Here is a 23,881-nt window from a genome sequence, read left to right on the forward strand (position 1 = left end):
GAAGGCCATGCACTGGACCCTGTCGCCCGCCGTGCGCTGGATCGCCTTGCTGCTGCTGTGCGCGGCCTACCTGCAGGGCGGCCTGAACAAGGCGCTGGATTTCAACGCCGCCATCGCCGAGATGAACCACTTCGGCCTGGCGCCGGCCGGCCCGCTGGCCGTGGCGGTGATCGTGCTGGAGCTGGGCGCCGCGGCGCTCATCCTCACCGGCTTCTGGCGCTGGCTCGGCGCGCTCGCGCTGGGCGGCTTCACGCTGATGGCGACCTTCGTCGCGCTGCGTTTCTGGGAGATGCCGCTGGGGCAGGAACGCTTCATGGCGGCCAACTCCTTCTTCGAACACCTGGGCCTGGTCGGCGGCTTCATGCTGGTCGCCTGGCTCGACCTCAAGGAGCGCCACGATGACTGAGCCCCAAGCCAAAGCCGCCAGCGCGTTCGCGCCGCTGCGCCAGCCGGTCTTCGCCGTGCTGTGGGCCGCCACGGTGCTGGGCAACATCGGCAGCTTCATGCGCGACGTGGCCAGCTCGTGGCTGGTGACCGACCTGTCGGCCAGCCCGACGGCGGTGGCGCTGATCCAGACGGCGGCGACGCTGCCGATCTTCCTGCTGGCGATTCCGGCGGGGGTGCTGTCGGACATCCTCGACCGCCGGCGTTTCCTGATCTTCGTGCAGGTGCTGCTGGCCGCGGTGAGCGGCACGCTGCTGGTGCTGTCGCACACGGGCACGCTCACGGTCGAGTACCTGATTGCGCTGACCTTCGTGGGCGGCATCGGCGCGGCGCTCATGGGGCCGACCTGGCAGTCGATCGTGCCGGAGCTGGTGCCGCGCAGCGAGCTCAAGGGCGCGGTGGCGCTGAACTCGCTGGGCATCAACATCGCGCGCTCCATCGGGCCGGCGGCGGGCGGGCTGATCCTGGCGAGCTTCGGCGCGGCCGCCACCTACGGGCTGGACGTGCTGAGCTACGTGTTCGTGATCGCGGCGCTCTTGTGGTGGAAGCGCCCGGCGGCGGTGGACAGCGGGCTGTCCGAGAACTTCTTCGGCGCCTTCCGCGCCGGCCTGCGCTACACGCGGGCCAGCAAGGAGCTGCACGTGGTGCTGCTGCGCGCGGCGGTGTTCTTCCTGTTCGCGAGCTCGGTGTGGGCGCTGCTGCCGCTGGTGGCGCGGCAGATGCTCGGCGGCACGGCGAGCTTCTACGGCATCCTGCTGGGCGCCGTGGGCGCGGGCGCCATTGGCGGCGCGCTGGTGATGCCGCGGCTGCGTGCCCGGCTCGATGCCGACGGCATGCTGCTGCTGGCCTCGCTGCTCACGGCGGCGGTGATGGGCGCGCTGGTGTTCGCGCCGCCGCAATGGCTGGCGGTGCCGATGCTGGGCGTGCTCGGGCTGGGCTGGATCATTGCGCTGACCACGCTCAACGGGGTGGCGCAGTCGATCCTGCCGAACTGGGTGCGCGGGCGCGGGCTGGCCGTGTACCTCACGGTGTTCAACGGCGCCATGGCCGCCGGCAGCCTGGGCTGGGGCCTGGTCGCGCAGCAGATCGGCGTGCCGGCCACGCTGGTGGCGGGCGCGGTGGGGCTGGTGGTGATGGGGCTGGTGTTCCATCGCGTGCGCCTGCCCGCCGGCGAGGCCGACCTGCAGGCCTCGAACCACTGGCCCGAGCCGCTGCTGGCCGAGCCGGTGGCGCACGACCGCGGGCCCGTGATGATCCAGGTCGAGTACCGCATCCGCAAGGAAGACCGGCCGGCGTTCCTCGATGCGATGAAGCGCCTGTCGCTGGAGCGCCGCCGCGACGGCGCCTACGCCTGGGGCGTGCACGAGCACACGGCCGATGCCGAGCGCGTGATGGAGTGGTTCCTCGTGGAGTCGTGGGCCGAGCACTTGCGCCAGCACCACCGCGTGTCGCACGCCGACGCCGACCTGCAGGCCGAGGCGCTGCGCTTTCACATCGGCCCGGGCAAGCCCGAGGTGCATCACTTCCTGGCGCTCTGAGCGGCGCGGATTCTTTCTCTTTCCCTTTCACCCTTTCGTCCATCTCAAGGAAAAACCATGACCACACTGACCCTTCGCGACGGCACCGAGCTCTATTACAAGGACTGGGGCAGCGGCCAGCCGATTCTTTTCAGCCACGGCTGGCCGCTGAGCGCCGACATGTGGGACGCCCAGATGCTGTTCTTTGCCGAGCGCGGCTACCGCGTCATCGCGTTCGACCGCCGCGGTTTCGGCCGCTCCAGCCAGCCCTGGACCGGCTACGACTACGACACCTTCGCCGACGACATCGCCGAGCTGATCGAAACGCTCGACCTGAAAAACGTGATCCTGGCGGGCTTCTCGATGGGCGGCGGCGACGTCACGCGCTACATCGCGCGCAAGGGCAGCGCGCGCGTGGCCAAGCTGGCGCTCATCAGCGCGGTGACGCCGCTGTTCATGAAGACCGCGGACCATCCCGTGGGCCCCGAGGCGTCGCTCTTCGCGGGCATCCGCGCCGGGCTGGCCGCCGACCGGGCGCAGTTCATCGACGACTTCAGCACGCTGTTCTACGGCACCAACCGCCCGGGCGCGAAGGTGTCGCAGGGCGTGTTCAAGCAGACGCTGCAGATCGCGCTGCAGGCCTCGATCAAGGCCACCATCGACTGCGTGACGGCGTTCTCCGAGACCGACTTCCGCCCCGACATGGCGAAGATCGACGTGCCCACGCTCGTGATCCACGGCGACGACGACCAGGTCGTGCCCTTCGAGGCCACGGGCAAGCTGGCGGCCGAAATGATCAAGGGCAGCCAGCTCAAGCTGTACGCCGGCGCGCCGCATGCCACCTGCACCACGCACGCGGCGCAGGTGAACGCCGACCTGCTGGCGTTCATCCAGGGCTGAGGCCGGGTGTGTCGAAAGGGCCGCGCCCTGCGGCCCTTCCGGCGCGAAGGGCGCCGCCGGTGGCGATAATCCGGCGATGCGAATCCGCTTTACCAAGATGCAGGGAGCCGGCAACGATTTCGTCGTGCTCGACGAAACGCGCGGCACGCTGGGCCTCACGGCCGCGCAGTACCGCTTCCTGGCCGACCGCCATTTCGGCGTCGGCGCCGACCAGATCCTCACGGTGCGCCCGTCGCCCGCCGCAGGCATCGACTTCCAGTACGTGATCCACAACGCCGACGGCGGCGAGGTGGAGCAGTGCGGCAACGGGGCGCGCTGCTTCATGCGCTTCGTGAGCGAGCACGGCCTGACCGAGAAGAAAGACGTGCGCGTGCAGACGCTGGCCGGCGTGATCGAACCCCGCATGGGCGACGACGGCCGCGTGACGGTCGACATGGGCGCCCCGGTCTTCGAGCCGGCGCGCGTGCCCTTCGACACGGCCGGGCTCGACCCGCAGCACGAAGGCGCCTGGCAGAAATGGCACCTCGCACTGGGCACCCGGGCCGGCAGCGCTATCGTTTCGGTAGCGGTGCTGTCCATGGGCAACCCGCACGCGGTGCAGGTGGTCGACAACGTCGACACCGCGCCGGTGGCCGAGCAGGGCCCGCAGATCGAGCACCACCCGCGTTTTCCGCAGCGCGTGAACGCCGGTTTCATGCAGGTGGTCGACCGCACCCACATCAAGCTGCGGGTGTTCGAGCGCGGCGCCGGCGAAACGCTGGCCTGCGGCACGGGCGCCTGCGCGGCGGTGGTGGCGGGCATCCGCCTGGGGCTGCTGGACACCCGCGTCGACGTGCAGACGCACGGCGGCATTCTCACGATCGAGTGGCAGGGCGACGGCCGGCCGGTGCTCATGACAGGACCGGCCACGACGGTGTTCGAGGGCGAGATCGACGTGCCCGACATTTCGGAACAGCCATGACCCAATTCACCCACGACAACAACGCCATGAACCCGATCACCGAAGACGACATCGCGAACTACCTGTCGAACACCCCCGACTTCTTCGAGCGCCACGCCCAGCTGCTGGCGCAGGTGCAGCTCACCAGCCCGCACGGCAACCGCGCCGTGAGCCTGCAGGAGCGCCAGGCCGAGATGCTGCGCGAGAAGATCAAGGCGCTGGAGCACCGCCTGATGGACATGGTGCGCCACGGCACCGAAAACGTCGTCATCGCCGACCGCCTGCAGCGCTGGACCAAGGGCCTGTTGACCACGCGCGACCCGCGCAGCCTGCCGTACCGCATCGCGGTCGACCTGCAGTCGCTGTTCCTGGTGCCGCAAACGGCCATCAAGGTGTGGGACTGCGGCACCGAGTACCTGAACGAAGCCTATGCCCAGTGGGTGAGCGACGACGTGAAGGCGCTGGCCACCTCGCTCACTTCGCCGTACTGCGGGCTCAACGCGGGCTTCGAGGCGGCCAACTGGCTGCCCGAGCCGCAGGGCGCCGCGTCGATCGCGCTGATTCCGCTGCGCCCCGACGCCGAGTCGCCGGCCTTCGGCCTGCTGGTGTTGGCCTCGCCGGACGCGCAGCGCTTCAACGCCGAAATGGGCACGGACTTTCTCGAGCGCATCGCCGAGCTGTCGTCGGGCGCGCTGTCGCGGCTGCGCCCTTGAGCCGTTCCGCGCGAAGCGGGTGGCGACGCCGGCCCTGGCTGACCGGCCTGTGCGTGGTCTTGCTGGCCGGTGTGCTCACCTACGCCGCCATCGCGGGCGTGATCTGGCAGCGTGCCGAGGCGGCCCTGGCCGGCCCGATGCCGCGCGCGGCCGACGTGGCGCTGGTGCTGGGCAACCGCGCCTACCTCGACGGCAAGCCCAATCCCTGCCTCACGGGCCGGGTCGACCAGGGCATCGTGCTGGCGCGCGCCGGTCGGGTGCAGACGCTGGTGTTCTCGGGCGGTGTCGACGTGGAAGACGGCCGCATCGAAGCCGAGGTGATGCGCGACCACGCCACGGCCGAGGGCTACACGGGGCCGATGGTGCTGGAGTCGGTGTCGTCGTCCACGCGCGCCAACCTGTCGCTGTCGCGCACGGTGCTCGAAGCCAAGGGCGTGCGCAGCGTGATCATCGTGTCGGAGCCCTACCACCTGTGGCGCATCGAACGCCTGGTGCGTGCCAGCGGCTTCGACCAGGCCTTCGACGTGCAGTACGCCGCCGCGCCCACCTCGTGCTGGCGCCGCTGGGGCATGCTGTTCAAGGGCGCATTGCGTGAGCCCGCCGCCATCGTGAACAATGCATCGCTGGGCTATCTGTTCTAGCTAACGGGCTCGGGCGCCGCACGGAGCACGACGACACCATGGAATGGATCGACAAATACCTCGAACACGTGCGCGTGGAACGTCGGCTCGCGCCGCGCACGGTCGAGCTGTATGCCTTCCACCTGCGTGCGCTGACCGACCACGCGGCCGAGGCCAACCTGCCGCTGGACCGCGTGCAGACGGCCCACATCCGCCGCTGGATGGCGCAGCTGCACAGCGCCGGGCGCGAGCCGCGCGGCATCGCGCTGGTGCTGTCGTGCTGGCGCAGCTTCTACCGCTGGCTCGGCCATGAAGGGCTGATCGGCTTCAACCCGGTGCAGGACGTGCACGCGCCCAAGGCGGGCCGGCCGCTGCCGAAGGCGCTGGGCGTGGACGACGCGGTGCGCCTGGCCGAGCTGTACGACCCCGAGGCCGACCCCTGGACCGAAGCGCGCGACGGCGCCATCGTCGAAATGCTCTATGGCTGCGGCCTGCGCGTGAGCGAACTCACCGGGCTCGACGCCCAGGCCAGCGCCACGGCGCTCGGCTGGGTCGATCTCGATGCCATGGAAGCCCACGTGCTCGGCAAGGGCAGCAAGCGGCGCAGCGTGCCCGTGGGCAGCAAGGCGGCCGAGGCATTGCGCGACTGGCTCGCGGTGCGCGGCGAGCGCCAGGAGCCGGCGCTGTTCGTGAGCGCGCGCGGCGCGCGCATGTCGTCGCAGGCGGTGTGGAAGCTGCTGCGCGAGCGCAGCCTGAAGGCGGGTCTGGCTGCGCCGGTGCATCCGCACATGCTGCGCCACTCGTTCGCGAGCCACGTGCTGCAGTCGAGCAGCGACCTGCGCGCAGTGCAGGAGCTGCTGGGGCATGCCAACATCGCGACCACGCAGGTCTACACGCGGCTGGACTTCCAGCACCTGGCCAAGGTCTACGACGCGGCGCATCCGCGCGCCAAGGCCCGGCCGGACAAGGACGGCAAGTAGCCGCCACCCGTCGCCGGCATCGTTTTCTTTCGTCTTTCATTTTTTCTTTCATTCATCTCCCATGAAAACCCTCCGCCTCAAGCCGGGCAAGGAGCGCTCGCTCCAACGCCGCCATCCCTGGGTCTTCGAATCCGCCATTGCGCGCGGCGGCGCGGACTCGGGGGAAACGGTGCGCGTGGAGTCGCACGACGGCCACTTCCTCGCGTGGGCGGCCTTCGGCCCCACCTCCAAGATCCGGGCGCGGGCCTGGAGCTTTGACGAGAAGCAGCGCATCGACGCTGCTTTTTTTTCCACGGTCTGCACGCGCGCGGTGAACGCGCGCGGCCTGTTCGACCTGCAGAGCGACGGCGTGCGGCTGGTGCACGGCGAGGCCGACGGCCTGCCGGGGCTGATCGTCGACCGCTACGGCGACACGCTGGTGGCGCAGTTTCTGTCGGCCGGCGTGGAGCGCTGGAAAGACGTGCTGGCCGATGCGCTGCTCAAGGCCACGGGGCTTACCAAGCTGTATGAGCGCTCCGACGCCAGCGGCCGCGAGCGCGAAGGCCTGAAGCCGGTCACGGGCTGGCTGCGTGGCGAGGGCGAGACCCAGATCACCATCCGCGAGCACGGCTGGCAGCTGTCGCTGGACATCGCCACCGGCCACAAGACCGGCTTCTACCTCGACCAGCGCGACAGCCGCCAGCGCTTTGCCGAGCTGGCGCAGCACCGGCGCTTCCGGCGCGTGCTCAACTGCTTCTGCTACACGGGTGGCTTCACCGTGGCGGCGCTCGCGGGCCTGAAGGCGGCCGGGGCGCTCGAGGGGGCTTCGCTGGTGTCGGTCGATTCGTCGCAGCCCGCGCTCGAGCGGGCGCGCGCGCACCTGGCGCTCAACGGCTTCGAAGGGCAGGGCATCGTCACGGAGTTTCTCGACGCCAACGTGAACACGGTGCTGCGCGAGTTCATCGACCAGGGCCGCACCTTCGACGCCATCGTGCTCGACCCGCCGAAGTTCGCGCCCACGGTGGCGCACGCCGAGCGCGCCGCGCGTGCCTACAAGGACATCAACCGCCTGGCGCTCAAGCTGCTGGAGCCGGGCGGCGTGCTGCTCACCTTTTCCTGCTCGGGCGGCATCAGCGCCGACCTGTTCCACAAGATCGTGGCCTCGGCCGGGCTGGACGCCGGCGTGGACGGTTACATCGCCGAACGCCTGGGCGCCGCGCCCGACCACCCGATGACCATCGAGTTCCCGGAAGGGGAGTACCTGAAGGGGCTGGTGGTGGTGAGAAAGCCGCTGTGAACGGGGGCTTGACCCCGTCGGCAACGCAACTCAGTGGCATTGGCTAAACTGCCCGCCAATCCCCCGCCTTTTTCTGTTTTCCGTTTCCGGAGCACTTTTCCATGGCCCTCATTCCCGCGACCATCCTGACCGGCTTTCTCGGCTCGGGCAAAACCACGCTGCTCAAGCGCATCCTGACCGAGGCCCATGGCCAGAAGATCGCGGTCATCGAGAACGAGTTCGGCGAAGAGAACATCGACAGCGACATCCTCGTGACCGAGTCGAAGGAGCAGATCGTGCAGATGAGCAACGGCTGCGTCTGCTGCACCATCCGCGAAGACCTGCGCGAAGCGCTGCAGCTGCTGGCCGCCAAGAAGCGCCAGGGCCTGCTCGACTTCGACCGCGTGGTGATCGAGACCACCGGCCTGGCCGACCCCGGCCCCGTGGCGCAGACCTTCTTCATGGACGACGAGATCGCCGAGAGCTACCTGCTCGACTCGATCCTGACGCTGGTCGATGCCAAGCACGCGCCGCAGCAGCTCAACGACCGCCAGGAAGCGCGCCGCCAGGTGGGCTTTGCCGACCAGATCTTCATCAGCAAGAGCGAGCTGGTGTCGGCCGAAGAGACCGACGCGCTCATTCACCGTCTGAAGCACATGAACCCGCGCGCGCCGCAGCAGAAGGCGCACTTCGGCGACGTGCCGCTGAAGGACATCTTCGACCTGCGCGGTTTCAACCTGAACGCCAAGCTGGACATCGACCCCGACTTCCTGAAGGAAGACGACCACGATCACCACGACCATGACCACGCGCATGGCGAGGCGTGCGACCACCCCTCGCACAAGCACGAGGGCCACGGCCACCATCACCACACGGACGACGACGTGAAGAGCTTCGTCTACAAGGCCGACCGCGCCTTCGACCCGGCCAAGCTGGAAGACTTCCTGGGCGCCATCGTGAACATCTACGGCCCGCGCATGCTGCGCTACAAGGGCGTGCTGAACATGAAGGGCACCGAGCGCAAGGTGATCTTCCAGGGCGTGCACCAGCTCATGGGCAGCGACCTGGGCCCGGAGTGGGGCAAGGACGAGGCACGCCAGAGCCGCATGGTGTTCATCGGCATCGAGCTGCCGCGCGAGATCCTGGAGCAGGGGCTGGAGCAGTGCCTGGTCTGAGCACGCTCGCCTGAGCCGGACAAACAAATAAAAACGGCGCTGGCCTTGCGGTCAGCGCCGTTTTTCATGGGGCGGGCCGTGCTTACTTGCCGAAATTCCCCATCGGCTTGCCCAGGAGCTTGAGCTGGCCTTCGCTGAACTCGACCTGGCTGACCAGGTCGTCGCCCGTGCGCTTCACGTAGCCGTTGGCTTCGCCCTGTTCGATCAGGCCCGCGAGCATTTCAGGCGGCGGCGTGCGGCCGCTCTCGGCGCCGGTTTCGGCCAGCTTCTCGATCCACTTCACGGGCAGGCGCGCGTTGGCCTTGAGCACGCCGCGCTTGAGCACCAGCGCGTTGCCGGGCAGCTGCAGGTCTTCGTCGGTCACGCCGGCGAGGGCCACCGAGTAGCTGAGCTCGGCGCTGTGGCCGCCGATCTCGACCAGCATGCGGTCCAGGCCGGCTTCGGGGCTGTGCTTGGCCATGGCCTTGAGGTCGGGCGCCAGCTGTTCGACCAGCGCCTGCATCGCGTCCTTCTGGGCCTTGCTGCGCTGGCCGCAGCCGGCACCGGCGGTCGATTGCAGCCAGGCGTCGGCCAGCTTCTTGTAGCCGGCCGCCTGGATGCGGCGCGCGCTGCTGGCGATCTCGAACTTGTCGATGGCGGTCTCGTTGACCTTGCCCTTGCCCTTGAAGGCACCTTCGGAGGCGTACAGGCCGTCCTTGATGGTGGCTTCGCCGGTCAGGTCGATGCTTTGCAGCAGCACCTTGATCGCCTTGGCGGGGGCGGCCTCGGTGCCCGCGCCCAGGCCCAGTCCCTTGGGCGCGTTCAGCTCGAAGCTGTCGAGGCGGCCTTCGGACTTGCCGGTGGCCAGCATCCAGCCGGCGCTGCCGTCCATGTCGGCCTTGGCGGTGAACTTGCCCATCTTCAGCTGCACGCCCTTGGAGGCGGTGCTGACGTCCAGGCCGGGCATCGTCATGTCATAGCGCACGTGGGTGCGGGCCGCGTTCATGTCCAGGCGGGCTTGTGCACCTTGCCAGGCGAACTCGCCCTTGCCTTCTTCGGCCAGCTTGGCGGGCGCGACGGTGAAGTCGCTGGTGAAGCCGCCGCCGAAGCCGACCTGGGTGCGCGCGGTCAGCGGCTTGGCCTTGCCGAACAGCTTCTCGGCCTCGGCCTGCGCCTTGGCGTCGAGCACCAGTTCGCTGTCGATGACGGCCGCGGCCAGCGTGGCGCCGGCGATCGGGCCGTGGCGGATGGTGTCGCGGATGGTGATGCGCACCGGCTTGGGCGGGGTGGCCGCGGCGTCGCTGTCGTCTTCGGCGGGTTCTTCTTCGTCGCCTTCGGTCGCGGCCTCGGCGACGTCGGTCGTGGCGGCGGCCGGCGCGGCGGCGGGTGCCGACGCGGCAGGGGCGGTGGCGGCTTCGGCTTCGGCCGGGCAACCCAGTTCGAGCGTCACGGTGCTCACGGCGCCGAAGAAGTTGCGCTCGTAGCTGCGCTCGATCACGCGCACCAGCGCGGTCTGCTTGGGCAGTTCGCCCAGGGCGACGTCGTAGCTCGATTTGATTTGCGTGCCGGCCCACCAGGTGCTGCCGCCGTAGGCGACGGCGATGGCCGCGGCCAGGACTCCCAATACTGCTTTTTTGCTCAAGATTATTTTCCGATCGGTTGTTTGAAGGGCCGCCGCGGTGTCTCCCCGACCCGCGGCGTGCCTGCGCCACCCCCTGTGGCGGCGCCGGGCGATGCTAACGGAGCAGGGCAGTGCGTCACCCGATGGCCTTGCGTTTCGAGTTCTCTATACAATCGCGCGCCTGTTCCGGGAGCCATGCTTTGTCCACAGGGGCGAGATATGACTTACGGCACGGGGCGCCAAGGGTTTTTGGCGGGCTTTCGGGGGTATAACCCCGGGGTTCACCACTTGAGGACGCCCCCGACAACGTGAGCCGACGCGGCCTGACACCCGCAACGGTTCCCTTGGGAGGAGACACCCAGTGAAAGCGCGTTCCAGTTCGTACAAGGAGCCAGTCACCGTGAAGAAACCCGCCGCCAAGGCCACGCCAGCCACCAAGCCCGCCGCAAAGAAGGCGACGGCTGTGAAGGCTGTACCCGCGACGAAGAAGGTTTCTGCCACCGCTGCTGCTGCCTCTGCCGCGAAAGAGAAAAGCGCTGCCAAGAAGCCTGCGGCAACCCCGGCCAAGACCGGGACCGCGGCTGCCAAGAAGTCCGCCAAGCCCGCAACCAAGTCCGCGGGCGCGGCGCCTACGTCATCCCAACCGGTCGGCCGTCCTGCGGCCGCCCTTTCTGCTCCCCCGACCCCCATGAAAAAAACGGCTGCCGCCTCTTCTTCCGCCCCGGCGACACCCTCGATCCCCGCTACGCCCGCTCCCGCTGCGCGTGGTGGCCGCGTGTCCCGGCTGTCGCAACTGACCGTGCCCTCGATGCCGCAATCCGTGGCCTCGACCGCCGCCAAATCCAGCTTCTCGCAGGCGCCTTCCACCGCGCTGGTGCCGCCGCCGCCCTTGGCCGTCAAGAAAGACCCGAAGCTGGCCAACAACTGGAAGACCAAGACGCCCGCCGAGCTGAGCGACGCCGAGGTCATCGCGATGCCCGACGACGAGTACATGAACGACAAGCAGATGGCGTTCTTCCGCCTGAAGCTCGAAGAACTCAAGCGCGGCATCCTCGAGAACGCCGGTGAAACCACCGAGCACCTGCGCGAAGACACCGTGGTCGTGCCCGACCCGGCCGACCGCGCCACCATCGAGGAAGAGCACGCGCTCGAGCTGCGCACGCGCGACCGCGAACGCAAGCTGCTCAAGAAGATCGAGCAGTCGATCCAGCGCATCGACGCCGGCGACTACGGCTACTGCGACGAGACCGGCGAGCCCATCGGCGTCGGCCGCCTGCTGGCCCGCCCGACCGCCACGCTCTCGCTCGAAGCGCAGCAGCGCCGCGAGCTGAAGCAGAAAATGTTCGGGGATTGAACGGCAGCACGGTAGAACGGAACCCGCGCTTTCGATAACCTTCTCTGAATGCCAAAGGAAGAGTCAGGCCGCCTTTTCTCGAAGGTGGCCAAGTTCGTTCGAAATCCCCTGAAAGACTGGTCGGAGCTGGACACCCCGTCCTCCGACTCGTCGCTGCCCGAGCAGACCTACAGCCGCGAGATGCTGAAGGAAATGATCGAGCGACGCCAGCGCAACGACTTCGTGCGCCGCCGCGAGTTCGACATGCTGCGCAAGCTGCGCCAGCGCGAGGCGGCGGCCCATGCCTTCGAGGCGACGGTCACGCCGTCGTCGTTCAATCTCAACAGCACCTCCGAAAAATCCGAAGGCCGCGCACTCACGCTCAAGAAGATCGACGAGATCGAAGAGCAGATGTCGCAGCAGTGGTGGAAGGGCCGCGGGCCGAACGGGGAGACGCTGGTCAATCCGCCGCCCGACGCGGGCGCTGAAACGCTGCCGCCGGTCGACAGTGGCGGCGACCAGTTGCCGGCTGAGCCGGCTGCTTCTGCGCCCGTGGCCGCAGCGCCAGAGGTTGCTGCCACCGCAGCTGTCCCCGCGCCGCAGCCGTCCCGGCTCGCGCATGACGGCGCGCTCGAAGAAGCGGTGATCCGCTTCGCGCACGGTGACGACACCGGCGCCGAAGCCATCCTGCTGCAGGCGCTGGCCGCCGAAAGTGCGTTCTCCACCGACGACACTGCCGCAGCCGTCACGCTGGAGCGCGACGACGCCCGCTGGCGCGCGCTGTTCGACCTGTACCGCGCCACCGGCGACGCCGCCAAGTTCGCGGCCGCCCGCATGCGCTACGCGCAGCGCATGAAGCGCATGGGGCCCGACTGGGTTTCGCTCGACGAACTCGCGCGCAGCGTGAAGGCCGTCACCGTCAGCGAAGACGCCGAAGCGGCCTCCGACACCACCGGCGCCGCCGACTGGGCCAGCCCCGCGCACCTGACGCGCGAGGGGCTCATGGCGCTCACGCGCGCGCTCTCGCAGGCCGGCATGGTCTGGACGCTCGACTGGCGCGCGCTCACCGAGATCGATCCGCCGGCCGCCGCGCCGCTGCGCATCCTGTTCGCGCACTGGTCCGATTCGCCGGTGCAGCTGCGCTTCTTCGGCGCCTCGCAGCTCATGGCCGTACTGGCCGCGGCCACGCCCAACAACGAGCGCCATCCCGACGACGCCTGGTGGCAGCTGCGCCTGGCGGCGCTGCGCATGATGCATCTGCCCGACGACTTCGAGCTGGTGGCGCTCAACTACTGCATCACCTACGAGGTGTCGCCGCCGTCCTGGCAGGACCCGAAGGGCGAGTGCACCTCGCTGGCCGCGCCGCCGGCGAGCCGGCCGAGCTCGGTCTGGTCGCTGCTGTCGGTCGGGGGCGATTCCGAGAGCTTCCCGTCCACCGACAGCGGCTTTGCCGCGCTGGCGGGCGACCTGCGCGGCGACTCGCTGTCGTGCTGGCAACGCCTGGACCACGACCTGCGCCACACGACGGCGCCGGTCATCTCATGCGCGGCCCTGCTGCGCATGGACCTGACGGCGGCCGGCACGCTGCTGAGCTGGGTCCGCGAGCGCGACGCGAACGGCGAACGGGTGCAGTTCGTCGATGCGCACCGGTTGATTGCCGCGCTGTTCGGGCTGATCGGCATCACCGACCACGCCACGGTCGCCGTCCGCAAGAACTGACCCCGTCACAGGGGTTCCACGGCCCCTGCGCGGCCGTGTTTTCCGCCAGCAGTTTGTCCGACCGCAAGGGTTGCATTGGCGGGGCCCATCCCCAGATGGCTGCGATGGAACAGTTTCACGGCACCACCATCGTGAGCGTGCGCCGCAAGACCCCCCAAGGCGATCAGGTCGCCATTGGCGGGGACGGGCAGGTCACTCTCGGCAACATCGTCATCAAGGGTACGGCGCGCAAGGTGCGGCGGCTCTATCACGGCAAGGTCCTGGCGGGGTTCGCCGGCGCCACGGCCGATGCCTTCACGCTCTTCGAGCGTTTCGAGGCCAAGCTCGAGAAGCACCAGGGCCACCTGACCCGTGCCGCGGTCGAGCTCACCAAGGACTGGCGCACCGACCGCGTGCTGCGCAAGCTCGAGGCCATGCTGGCCGTGGCCGACGCCACGACTTCGCTCATCATCACCGGCAATGGCGACGTGTTGGAGCCTGAAGACGGCGTGATCGCCATCGGTTCGGGCGGTGCCTACGCCCAGTCGGCGGCCAAGGCGCTGATCGACAACACCGAGCTCTCGGCCGAGCAGATCGTGCGCAAATCGCTGGCGATCGCCGGAGAAATCTGCATTTACACGAACATGAACCACACGGTGGAAGCGCTCTGACCATGTCCATGACCCCCCAGGAAATCGTCTCCGAGCTGGACAATCACATCGTCGGCCAGCCCGCCGCCAAGCGCGCCGTGGCCATTGCGCTGCGCAACCGCTGGCGCCGCCAGAAGGTCGACGAGAAGCTGCGCCACGAGATCACGCCCAAGAACATCCTCATGATCGGCCCGACGGGTGTCGGCAAGACCGAGATCGCCCGCCGCCTGGCCCGCCTGGCCGACGCGCCGTTCATCAAGGTCGAGGCCACCAAGTTCACCGAGGTGGGCTACGTGGGCAAGGACGTCGACTCGATCATTCGCGACCTCGCCGAGATCGCCGTCAAGCAGACGCGCGAATCCGAAAGCGTGAAGGTGCGCGCCCGCGCCGAAGACGCGGCCGAGGAGCGCATCCTCGACGCGCTGCTGCCTCCGGCGCGTGGTGTCGACGGTGCTGCGCCCGCACTCGACAGCCCCAATCCGACGCGCCAGGCCTTCCGCAAGAAGCTGCGCGAGCACCAGCTCGACGACAAGGAAATCGAGCTCGACCTCGCCGAAACGCGTGCGCCGCTGGAGATCATGGGCCCGGCCGGCATGGAGGAAATGACCGAGCAACTGCGCGGCATGTTCGGCCAGCTCGGCGGCGGCAAGCGCAAGACGCGCAAGCTGAAGATCGCCGAGGCGATGCGCCTGCTGATCGACGAGGAGGCCGCCAAGCTGGTCAACGAGGACGAGATCCGTACGCAGGCCATCGCCAATGCCGAGCAGAACGGCATCGTGTTCATCGACGAGATCGACAAGGTCGCCACGCGCAGCGAAGCGCAGGGCTCCGACGTCTCGCGCCAGGGCGTGCAGCGCGACCTGCTGCCGCTCGTGGAGGGCACGGCCGTGTCGACCAAGTACGGCGTGGTGCGCACCGACCACATGCTGTTCATCGCGAGCGGCGCCTTCCATCTGAGCAAGCCGAGCGACCTCATTCCCGAGTTGCAGGGGCGCTTTCCGATCCGCGTCGAGCTGCAATCGCTCTCGGTGTCGGACTTCGAGAGCATCCTCACGCAGACCCGCGCCTCGCTCGTGAAGCAGTACCAGGCGCTGCTGGCCACCGAAGGCGTGACGCTCGACTTCGCACCCGACGGCATCACGCGGCTGGCGGCCATCGCCTTCGAGGTGAACGAGCGCACCGAGAACATCGGCGCACGCCGTTTGTCGACCGTGATGGAGCGCCTGCTCGATGAGGTAAGCTTCGATGCCACCCGCATCGAGGGCCAGACGGTCCGCATCGATGCCGCTTATGTCGACGAGCGCCTCGCGGCACTAAGTCACGACGAAGACCTTTCGCGCTTCATCCTCTGAAGCCGCCTCCCTCGGCCCCTGTAACGGGGTCGTCCTTCACGCATCACTTTCACTGCGTGAGCTAAGTACTTCATTTTCAACACAATTCGCCGATTTCCAGGTTTGGAAATCGGCGCTAAGTCGTTGATTCCATTACAAAAAATACCCCCGAGCCCCAGTTGCGTCGCAAGTGTTTCCTGCTACAGTGGAAAAAAGTGCAGTTAAGTGGGAAAAAGTGCGGGCAACGCCCCTTCCGGGTGTCGCGGCACCTCCCACCACAGGGGTTTCGTGGTCGTGTTTCAAGGCGCTTCATCGCTCAGTCTGGATGCCAAGGGGCGGCTCTCCGTGCCGACCCGGCATCGCGACGTCCTGAGCGCCACGGCAGGCGGCCAGCTCACGATCACCAAGCATCCGCACGGATGCCTGATGGTGTTCCCCCGTCCCGAATGGGAAAAATTCCGCGAACGCATTGCTGCGCTGCCGATGTCGGCGCAGTGGTGGAAGCGCGTCTTCCTCGGTAACGCGATGGACGTCGAGATGGACGGCACCGGCCGCGTGCTGGTGTCGCCCGAGCTGCGCGCCGCCACCGGCATCAACCGCGAGACGCTGTTGCTGGGCATGGGCAACCACTTCGAACTCTGGGACAAGGCCACCTACGAGGCCAAGGAGGCCGAGGCCACCCAGGGCGAGATGCCGGATGTGTTTCAGGACTTCGCGTTCTGAGGAGCCCCGTGAACACCCCCCTGACCCACACGACCGTCTTGTTGAACGAGGCGGTGGAAGCCCTTCTTTCCGGCAGCGCGGCAGCCACGGGCACGTACGTGGACGCCACCTTCGGCCGCGGAGGACATGCGCGCGCCATCCTCGCGCGGCTGGCGCCGGAAGGCAGGCTCATCGCATTCGACAAGGATGCAGAAGCGGTGGCCGAAGCAGCGCGCATCTCGGATGCGCGTTTTTCTATCCGCCACCAGGGATTCCGCTCGCTGGGCGAATTGCCCGACGCCAGCGTCAACGGCTTGCTGATGGACCTGGGCGTGAGTTCGCCGCAGATCGACAACCCGGTGCGCGGTTTCAGTTTCCGTTTCGACGGTCCGCTCGACATGCGCATGGACACCACGCGCGGCGAGAGCGTGGCCGAGTGGCTGGCAACGGCCGAACTTCAACAAATTGCAGAGGTGATCCGTGACTATGGCGAAGAACGGTTTGCTGTTCAGATTGCAAAGGCGATTGTTGCTCGCAGACAAGAACGGGGCGCAATTTCAACCACCACCGAACTGGCCGAGCTCGTGGCTGGCACGGTCAAAACCCGCGAGCAGGGCCAGAACCCTGCAACGCGCACATTTCAGGCTTTTCGGATTTTCATCAACGCCGAGCTTGAGGAGCTGCAACAAGCGCTAGAGGCCAGCCTGTCGGTGCTCGCGCCCGGCGGCCGGCTCGCGGTGATCAGCTTCCATTCGCTCGAAGACCGCATCGTCAAGCAGTTCATCGCCAAGCACTCGAAGGAGGTCTACGACCGCCGCGCGCCCTTCGCTGCGCCCAAGGTGATGAAGCTGCACGCGCTGGAGCGCATCAAGCCGTCCGAAGAAGAAGTGCGCGGCAACCCGCGCTCGCGCAGCGCCATCCTCCGGGTGGCCGAACGCACGGAGGCCGGGTAGCCATGGCGCGCATCAACCTGCTTCTTCTGCTGGCCGTCATTGCGACGGCTTTGTACCTTGTGCACACCCAGTACCAGTCGCGCCAGCTCTACACGGAGTTCGACCGCGCCCTGCAGGAGACGCGCAAGCTCGAAACCGAGCATGACCGCCTGCAGGTCGAGAAGCGCGCACAGGCCACGCCGCTGCGCGTGGAGAAGCTGGCCAAGGAACAGCTGCAGATGCGCACGGCCTCGCCGGCCATCACGCAGTACGTGCGCCCCGACGGCTCGGTGATCCCGGCCGTCGCGCCGCTGCCGCCGACCACGCCGCCCAAGCCCGGCACCACCGCGAGGCCCGCCCGATGAGCCGCGGCAACCGCAGCGTGCGCTACACCACCAGCCCCTTGCTTGCGAGCAAGACGCCGGTGTGGCGCAGCAAGTTCATCGTCGCCGGCATCGCCTTCGGCTTCGTCATGCTGGCGGGACGGGCCGCGTACGTGCAGGTCTTCAACAACAGCTTCTTCCAGCGCCAGGGCGAAGTGCGCTTCGCCCGCACGCTGGAGCTGCCGGCCAACCGCGGGCGCATCCTCGACCGCAACGGGCTCATCCTGGCGTCCAGCGTGGTGGCGCCCAGCATCTGGGCCATTCCCGAAGACGTGGAGCGCGACGACCCCGAGGTGCGCGCCAAGCTCAAGCAGGTGGCCAAGCTGCTCGGCATGCCGCAGAAGGACTTCGACAAGAAGCTCGAAGACGAGGACAAGACCTTCGTCTGGATCAAGCGCCAGGTCGACGAGCCCATCGCCAAGCAGATCGCCGCGCTCAACCTCAAGGGCATCTACCAGCGCAAGGAATACAAGCGCCAGTACCCCGAGGGCGAGGCGGCCGCGCACGTGGTGGGCTTCACCAACGTGGAAGACAACGGCCAGGAAGGCATCGAGCTGGCGTTCAACAAGGAGCTGGCCGGCAAGGCCGGCTCGCGCCGCGTCATCAAGGACCGGCTGGGCCGCGTGGTCGAGGGCGTGGGCGAGCAGGTGCCGCCGGTCGAGGGCCGCGACATCCAGCTCAGCGTCGACAGCAAGGTGCAGTTCTTCGCCTACCAGAAGCTGCGCGACGCCGTCACCGCGCGCCGTGCCAAGGCCGGCAGCGTGGTGGTGCTCGACAGCACCACCGGCGAGGTGCTGGCGCTGGCCAACTACCCGAGCTACGTGCCCGACAAGCGCCAGAACCTCACCGGTGAGCAGCTGCGCAACCGCGCGCTCACCGACACCTTCGAGCCCGGCTCGACCATGAAGCCCATCACCGTGGCGATGGCGCTGGAGGCCGGCCGCGTGAAGCCCTCCACCATCATCGACACCGCGCCCGGGCGCTACCAGCTGGGCGGCTTCACCATCAGCGACACCCACAACTACGGCTCGCTGACGGTGGAGGGCGTGATCCAGAAGTCGAGCAACGTGGGCGCGCTCAAGATCGCCCAGAAGATGACGCCCCACGAGATGTGGGACACCTACACCGCGCTGGGCTACGGCCAGAAGCCGCAGATCCAGTTCCCCGGCGCCGTGACGGGCCGGCTGCGTCCGTGGAAGACCTGGAAGCCGGTCGAGCAGGCCACCATGGCCTACGGCTACGGCCTGTCGGCGTCGCTGTTCCAGATGGCGCATTCGTACACCTCGTTCGCGCACGACGGCTCCATCATTCCGGTCACCATTTTGAAGAACACCGAGCCGCCGGTCGGCGTGCGCGTGTTCTCGCCCTCCAACGCGCTTGCGGTGCGCAAGATGCTGCAGATGGCCGCCGGCCCGGGCGGCACCGGCACGCGCGCGCAAACGGTGGGCTACTCGGTCGGCGGCAAGTCGGGCACGGCCCACAAGCAGGTCGGCAAGGGCTACGCCAGCAACAAGTACCGTGCCTGGTTCACCGGCATGGCGCCCATCGAGAAGCCGCGCATCATCGTCGCGGTGATGATCGACGAGCCGACCGACGGCCAGTATTTCGGCGGCCTCGCCGCGGCGCCGGTGTTCAGCGAAGTCGTGCAGCAGACCCTGCGCATGATGAACGTCCCGCCCGATCTGGCGGTCAAACCCCTCGTGCAGACGCAAGACGTCCCCGAGAGCTTCTGACATGCTGACACTCACTTCCCCCACCACCGCCGCGTTCTGGCTCAAGGAGCGCGTGCAGGGCGCGCTGCTCGCCGACAGCCGCGCGGTCGGCCCGGGCGATGCCTTCATCGCCTGGCCCGGTGCCGCCACCGACGGCCGCCAGCATGTGGCGGCCGCACTGGCGCAGGGCGCCGTGGCCTGCCTGGTCGAGCACGAGGGCGTGGACGCCTTCGGCTTCGACGGCGACGAACGCATCGTGAGCTACCCCGGCCTGAAGGCCGCCACCGGCCCGATCGCCGCCGCCTTCTACGACAACCCCTCGGCCCAGCTCGACCTGCTGGCCGTGACCGGCACCAACGGCAAGACCTCCACCGCGTGGTGGCTGGCCGAGTCGCTGTCCACGCTGCGTGCGGCCGGCGGCGTGCGCGCCATGCGCCCCGACGGCACCACCGAGCGCGGCGCCCCGTCGCCCTGCGCCGTGGTGGGTACCCTGGGCATCGGCGTGCCGCCCGAGCTCACCTACACCGGCCTGACCACGCCCGATCCCGTGATGCTGCAGCGCGCGCTGCGCGACTTCGTCACCGAAGGCTTCGGTGCCTGCGCCATCGAGGCCTCGTCGATCGGCATCGCCGAGCGCCGGCTCGACGGCTGCCGCATCGCGGTCGCCGTGTTCACCAACTTCACGCAGGACCACCTCGACTACCACGGCAGCATGGACGCCTACTGGCAGGCCAAGGCCGAGCTGTTCCGCTGGCCCGGCCTGCGCGCCGCGGTGATCAACATCGACGACATGCACGGCGCCAGCCTGTGCGCCAACCTGCTGGACGCCGGCATCGGCGCGCTCGACGTCTGGACCGTCTCCGCCGGCGGCAAGCCCGCACGGCTGGTGGCGCGCGACATCGGCTACGACGCGCAGGGCCTGCAGTTCACCGTGGCCGAGCACGGCAGCACGGCGCCGGCCGAACGGCTCGCGACCGGGCTCATCGGCCAGTACAACGTGGCCAACCTGCTCGGCGTGCTCGGCACCCTGCGCGCGCTGGGCCTCACGCTCGCGCAGGCCGTGGCCGCCTGCGCCCACCTCAGCAGCGTGCCGGGCCGCATGGACCGCGTGCAGCCGACCGACGGTGCACCGCTGGCCGTGGTCGACTACGCCCACACGCCCGACGCGCTCGACAAGGCCCTCGCCGGCCTTCGCCCGCTGGCCAAACAGCGCGGCGGCGCGCTCTGGTGCGTGTTCGGCTGCGGCGGCAACCGCGACCCGATCAAGCGCCCGCTGATGGCGGCCGTCGCCGAGCGGCAGGCCGACCATGTGGTGCTCACCAGCGACAACCCGCGCAACGAGAACCCCGACGCGATCATCAGCCAGGCGCTGCGCGGCTTCACGCGCGTCGAGGCGGCCCGCGTGCAGGTCGACCGCGCGCGCGCCATCGCCGAAACCATCGCCCAGGCCGCGCCGCAAGACGTGGTGCTGATCGCCGGCAAGGGCCACGAAGAGTGGCAGGAGATCGCGGGCCAGCGCCTGCCGTTCTCCGACAAGACCCACGCGCTCGACGCGCTCGCGAAGCGGGGTGCCGCATGACCGCCATGGCCACGCCCGTCTCCACCCCGTTGAACCTCACGCTGGCGCAGGCGCAGCAATGGGTGCCGGGGTCGCGCCTCGTGGGCGACCCGGCCACCGTGATCGCGCGCGTCCACACCGACACCCGCACCCTGGCTGCTGGCGACCTGTTCGTCGCGCTCAAGGGCGAGCGATTCGATGCCAACGACTTCCTGGCCGATGCGAAGAAGCAGGGCGCCGTCGCCGCCATCGCGCACGGCGGCCTCGAAGCCGCGGGGCTCGCCGGCCTCGAGGTGCCCGACTCGCTCATCGCGCTCGGTGCCCTGGGCGCCGGCTGGCGTGCGCAGTTCAGCCTGCCGCTGATCGCCGTCACCGGCAGCAACGGCAAGACCACGGTCACGCAGATGATCGCGTCCGTGCTCGCCGCCTTCCGCGCCGACCGCGCGCTGGCCACGGCCGGCAACTTCAACAACGAGATCGGCGTGCCGCTCACGCTGATGCGCCTGCGCGCGCAGCACCAGCTGGCGGTGCTCGAGCTGGGCATGAACCATCCGGGCGAGATCGCGCGGCTGGCCGCCATGTCGCGCCCGACCATCGCGCTGGTCAACAACGCGCAGCGCGAGCACCAGGAGTTCATGGCCAGCGTCGAGGCGGTCGCTATCGAGAACGCCGCCGTGTTCGCCGAACTGCCCGACGACGGCACCGCCGTGTTCCCCTACGGCGACACCTTCACCTCGCTGTGGACCGACCTGGCGCGCCAGAGCGGTTCGCGCCGCTGCCTGACCTTCGGCGAGCACGCTGACGCCGACATCTCGCTCGACAGTGCCGAATGGCAGCAGGGCGCCTGGAGTGTGCGCGTGCGCACGCCGCTGGGCGCCTTCGATGCGCGCCTGCACATCGCGGGCCGTCACAACGTGGGCAACGCGCTCGCCGCCACCGCCTGCGCGCTGGCGGCCGGCGTGTCGCTCGACACCATCGCCGCGGGCCTGTCGGCCTTCGAGCCGGTCAAGGGCCGTTCGCGCGCCAGCGAGGTCGTGCTGCCCGGCGGGCACGCGCTCACGCTGGTCGACGACAGCTACAACGCCAACCCCGATTCCGTGATTGCCGCCATCGACGTGCTCACCGGCCTGCCCGCGCCGCGCCTGCTGGTGCTCGGCGAGATGGGCGAGGTCGGCGACCGCTCGCCGGAATTCCACGCCGAGGTCGGCGCCTGGGCGCGCCAGCGCGGCCTCGACGCCGTCTACACGCTGGGCGGTGAGACCGTGCATGCGGCGACGGCTTTCAACAACAACGATGGTGTCGATGGACGCCATTTCGACGATTTCGACACGCTCCGCGCGGCCGTGCTCGCCCGCCTGCCGCAGCTGGGCAGCGTGCTGGTCAAGGGGTCGCGCTTCATGAAGATGGAGCGCGTGGTGCAGGCGATCGAAGCACAACAACAAAAGGAGGCCGGTCATGACGCATGAGCCGCGCAACACACCATGCTGATGTCCCTGGCCCAATGGCTGCAGACGCTGTCGCCCGAGTTCGGGTTCTTGCGCGTTTTCAACTACCTCACGTTCCGCGCCCTGATGGCCGCGCTGACCGCGCTCGTGGTCGGCCTGGTGGCCGGCCCGTACGTCATTCGTCGCCTCGCTGCGCTCAAGATCGGCCAGCCGATCCGCGGCTACGGCATGGAAACGCACCTGACCAAGAGCGGCACGCCCACCATGGGCGGCGTGCTCGTGCTGTTCGCCATCGCCTTCGCCACCTTGCTGTGGTTCGATCTCTCGAACCGCTTCGTGTGGATCGTGCTGTGGGTCACGATGGGCTTCGGCGCCATCGGCTGGGTCGACGACTGGCGTAAGGTGGTGCGCAAGGACCCCGAAGGCATGCGCTCGCGCGAAAAGTATTTCTGGCAATCGCTGGTCGGCCTGCTCGCGGGCTTCTACCTGCTGTTCAGCATTTCCGAGAGCTCCAACTGGCGCGTGCTCGAGCTGTTCTACGCCTGGGTGCGCTCGGGCTTCGACCTCGACTTTCCGCCCAAGATCAACCTGCTGGTGCCTTTCTTCAAGGAAGTGAGCTACCCGCTGGGCGGCATCGGCTTTGTCATCCTCACGTACCTCGTGATCGTGGGCGCCAGCAACGCCGTCAACCTGACCGACGGCCTCGACGGCCTGGCGATCATGCCGGTGGTGATGGTGGGCTCGGCGCTGGGCGTGTTCGCCTATGTCACGGGCAGCGCGGTGTACTCCAAGTACCTGCTGTTCCCCAACATCCCGGGCTCGGGCGAACTGCTGGTGTTCTGCTCGGCCATGGCCGGCGCGGGGCTCGCGTTCCTCTGGTTCAACACCCATCCGGCGCAGGTCTTCATGGGCGACGTGGGCGCGCTGGCGCTGGGCGGCGCGCTGGGCACCATCGCGGTCATCGTGCGCCAGGAGATCGTGTTCTTCATCATGGGCGGCATCTTCGTGGTCGAGGCGATCTCGGTGATGGCGCAGGTCATGTACTTCAAGTACACGAAGAAGCGTTATGGCGAAGGCCGGCGCGTGCTCAAGATGGCGCCGCTGCACCACCACTTCGAGAAGAGCGGCTGGCGCGAGACGCAGGTCGTCGTGCGCTTCTGGATCATCACGATGCTGCTGTGCCTCATCGGCCTGTCGACGCTGAAGCTGCGGTAACAAGACAACCATGCGGCACCTGAAAGACCTCCCCGTTCTCATCCTCGGCCTCGGCGCGTCCGGGCTGGCGATGGCGCGCTGGTGCGCGCGCCACGGCGCGGTCGTGACCGTGGCCGACACGCGCGAGGCACCCGCGTCGCTCGCGACGCTGCAGGCCGAGCTGCCCGACGCCACCTTCATCGGCGGGCCGTTCACGGCCGCGCTGGTCGAAGGCACGCTGATCCGCGCCGTGTACCGCTCGCCGGGCCTGTCGCCCGCGACGCTGGCACCGGTCGTCGACGCTGCCAAGGCCGTGGGCCTCGTGGTCGGCGGCGAGCTGGACCTGTTTGCGCGCGCGCTGCTCGACCTGCAGACGGTCGAGGTGCCGGTGGTGGAAGCTGAGGCGGAAGTGCCGGCTGAAACCGCCGTGGTCGAGCCTGTCGTTGAAACGCCGGCCCAGGCCGAACTGGCCCTGAGCGAAGAAGCCCCCGTGACGGATGCTGCGGTGGTCGAGACGCCGGAAGTGCCTGCGCCGGAGGCAGCCGCGGTTGTCGAAGGCGAGCCCGAAGCGGCCGCGCCCGTTGAAGCTGTTGAGCCGACCGAGGCGGTTGCACCTACGGAGGCCGTGGCCGCAGAGCCGACCGAAGCCGTACTGCCAGTCGATGCGACTGCCGCAGAAGCCGAACCCGTCGCTCCCGTCGAACCGACCGAAGCCACCGAACCCACACCGCCCGCCATGGCCGAAGCCATGCCGCGCGATGCATCGCTGAGCGTGCCGGTGACGCCGCCCACCGAAGAC

At 68.6% G+C, this 23,881-nt stretch carries 21 protein-coding genes and 1 pseudogene; 21 read left to right on the forward strand and 1 reads right to left on the reverse strand.

What is annotated here, in order from left to right; genetic code table 11:
* Positions 1-7: 7 nt before the first annotated feature.
* The 9 genes from AC07Y4_RS24105 (at position 8) to AC07Y4_RS24145 (ending at position 8,544) form a co-directional block, all read left to right on the forward strand.
* Positions 8-406, forward strand: a complete 399-nt coding sequence (locus tag AC07Y4_RS24105) for a DoxX family protein (protein ID WP_487848094.1) — start codon at positions 8-10, stop codon at positions 404-406.
* Entirely contained in the window at positions 399-1,982 is a 1,584-nt protein-coding gene (locus AC07Y4_RS24110; protein WP_495275208.1) for an MFS transporter, read from the forward strand. The genes AC07Y4_RS24105 and AC07Y4_RS24110 overlap by 8 nt, the downstream gene beginning before the upstream one ends.
* 57 nt (positions 1,983-2,039) lie before the next feature.
* Positions 2,040-2,861 (forward strand): alpha/beta fold hydrolase, encoded by an 822-nt coding sequence (locus AC07Y4_RS24115; protein ID WP_487848093.1) that lies wholly within the window; start codon positions 2,040-2,042, stop codon positions 2,859-2,861.
* A gap of 76 nt (positions 2,862-2,937) precedes the next feature.
* Positions 2,938-3,822 carry a diaminopimelate epimerase gene (dapF, locus tag AC07Y4_RS24120; protein ID WP_159273861.1) on the forward strand — a complete coding sequence of 295 codons (885 nt, stop codon included), beginning with the start codon at positions 2,938-2,940 and terminating at the stop codon, positions 3,820-3,822.
* The gene (locus tag AC07Y4_RS24125) at positions 3,819-4,514 is read left to right on the forward strand and encodes a DUF484 family protein (protein WP_062474254.1); all 696 of its coding nucleotides are present in this window, start codon (positions 3,819-3,821) and stop codon (positions 4,512-4,514) included. The genes dapF and AC07Y4_RS24125 overlap by 4 nt, the downstream gene beginning before the upstream one ends.
* Positions 4,511-5,155 carry a YdcF family protein gene (locus tag AC07Y4_RS24130; protein WP_487848092.1) on the forward strand — a complete coding sequence of 215 codons (645 nt, stop codon included), beginning with the start codon at positions 4,511-4,513 and terminating at the stop codon, positions 5,153-5,155. Before AC07Y4_RS24125 ends, AC07Y4_RS24130 begins: the two co-directional genes overlap by 4 nt.
* A gap of 38 nt (positions 5,156-5,193) precedes the next feature.
* Positions 5,194-6,114: a tyrosine recombinase XerC gene (locus tag AC07Y4_RS24135; protein WP_070060138.1), complete on the forward strand. Its 921-nt coding sequence runs from the start codon at positions 5,194-5,196 to the stop codon at positions 6,112-6,114.
* Between the two features lie 61 nt (positions 6,115-6,175).
* Positions 6,176-7,390: a class I SAM-dependent rRNA methyltransferase gene (locus tag AC07Y4_RS24140; RefSeq protein ID WP_487848091.1), complete on the forward strand. Its 1,215-nt coding sequence runs from the start codon at positions 6,176-6,178 to the stop codon at positions 7,388-7,390.
* 101 nt (positions 7,391-7,491) lie between these two features.
* The gene (locus AC07Y4_RS24145) at positions 7,492-8,544 is read left to right on the forward strand and encodes a CobW family GTP-binding protein (protein WP_062474247.1); all 1,053 of its coding nucleotides are present in this window, start codon (positions 7,492-7,494) and stop codon (positions 8,542-8,544) included.
* Positions 8,545-8,626: 82 nt separating this feature from the next.
* Here the strand turns inward: AC07Y4_RS24145 and AC07Y4_RS24150 are convergent, their stop codons facing one another.
* Complete coding sequence (locus AC07Y4_RS24150) at positions 8,627-10,165, reverse strand: YdgA family protein (protein ID WP_487848090.1); 1,539 nt, start codon at positions 10,163-10,165, stop codon at positions 8,627-8,629.
* Positions 10,166-10,607: 442 nt separating this feature from the next.
* On the opposite strand from AC07Y4_RS24150, the gene dksA reads away from it, so the two are divergent.
* The 12 genes and pseudogenes from dksA to AC07Y4_RS24210 all read left to right on the forward strand — a co-directional run.
* Positions 10,608-11,498 carry an RNA polymerase-binding protein DksA gene (gene dksA, locus AC07Y4_RS24155; RefSeq protein WP_409574652.1) on the forward strand — a complete coding sequence of 297 codons (891 nt, stop codon included), beginning with the start codon at positions 10,608-10,610 and terminating at the stop codon, positions 11,496-11,498.
* A gap of 48 nt (positions 11,499-11,546) precedes the next feature.
* Positions 11,547-13,196, forward strand: a complete 1,650-nt coding sequence (locus AC07Y4_RS24160; protein ID WP_487848089.1) for an STAS domain-containing protein — start codon at positions 11,547-11,549, stop codon at positions 13,194-13,196.
* A gap of 104 nt (positions 13,197-13,300) precedes the next feature.
* On the forward strand, positions 13,301-13,846 hold the full coding sequence (hslV, locus tag AC07Y4_RS24165; RefSeq protein ID WP_056508874.1) for an ATP-dependent protease subunit HslV: 546 nt from the start codon (positions 13,301-13,303) through the stop codon (positions 13,844-13,846).
* Between the two features lie 2 nt (positions 13,847-13,848).
* Positions 13,849-15,177, forward strand: a complete 1,329-nt coding sequence (gene hslU, locus AC07Y4_RS24170) for an ATP-dependent protease ATPase subunit HslU (protein WP_095743605.1) — start codon at positions 13,849-13,851, stop codon at positions 15,175-15,177.
* A gap of 273 nt (positions 15,178-15,450) precedes the next feature.
* On the forward strand, positions 15,451-15,879 hold the full coding sequence (gene mraZ, locus AC07Y4_RS24175) for a division/cell wall cluster transcriptional repressor MraZ (protein WP_056576192.1): 429 nt from the start codon (positions 15,451-15,453) through the stop codon (positions 15,877-15,879).
* A gap of 8 nt (positions 15,880-15,887) precedes the next feature.
* Positions 15,888-16,811, forward strand: coding sequence for a 16S rRNA (cytosine(1402)-N(4))-methyltransferase RsmH (gene rsmH / locus AC07Y4_RS24180; protein WP_062474238.1), 924 nt, complete (start codon positions 15,888-15,890; stop codon positions 16,809-16,811).
* Positions 16,812-16,813: 2 nt separating this feature from the next.
* Complete coding sequence (ftsL, locus tag AC07Y4_RS24185) at positions 16,814-17,155, forward strand: cell division protein FtsL (protein ID WP_062474236.1); 342 nt, start codon at positions 16,814-16,816, stop codon at positions 17,153-17,155.
* Positions 17,152-18,906 (forward strand): peptidoglycan D,D-transpeptidase FtsI family protein, encoded by a 1,755-nt coding sequence (locus tag AC07Y4_RS24190; protein WP_095743607.1) that lies wholly within the window; start codon positions 17,152-17,154, stop codon positions 18,904-18,906. Before ftsL ends, AC07Y4_RS24190 begins: the two co-directional genes overlap by 4 nt.
* A gap of 1 nt (position 18,907) precedes the next feature.
* Positions 18,908-20,464, forward strand: coding sequence for a UDP-N-acetylmuramoyl-L-alanyl-D-glutamate--2,6-diaminopimelate ligase (locus AC07Y4_RS24195; RefSeq protein ID WP_070060131.1), 1,557 nt, complete (start codon positions 18,908-18,910; stop codon positions 20,462-20,464).
* A gap of 5 nt (positions 20,465-20,469) precedes the next feature.
* Positions 20,470-21,909 carry a UDP-N-acetylmuramoyl-tripeptide--D-alanyl-D-alanine ligase gene (locus tag AC07Y4_RS24200; protein WP_307695677.1) on the forward strand — a complete coding sequence of 480 codons (1,440 nt, stop codon included), beginning with the start codon at positions 20,470-20,472 and terminating at the stop codon, positions 21,907-21,909.
* 15 nt (positions 21,910-21,924) lie between these two features.
* Positions 21,925-23,103, forward strand: coding sequence for a phospho-N-acetylmuramoyl-pentapeptide-transferase (mraY, locus tag AC07Y4_RS24205; RefSeq protein ID WP_070060130.1), 1,179 nt, complete (start codon positions 21,925-21,927; stop codon positions 23,101-23,103).
* Positions 23,104-23,113: 10 nt separating this feature from the next.
* Positions 23,114-23,881: pseudogene (locus AC07Y4_RS24210) on the forward strand (UDP-N-acetylmuramoyl-L-alanine--D-glutamate ligase); the annotation flags it as partial.

It is taken from the genome of Variovorax sp. GW460-12-1-14-LB1 (assembly GCF_059423605.1).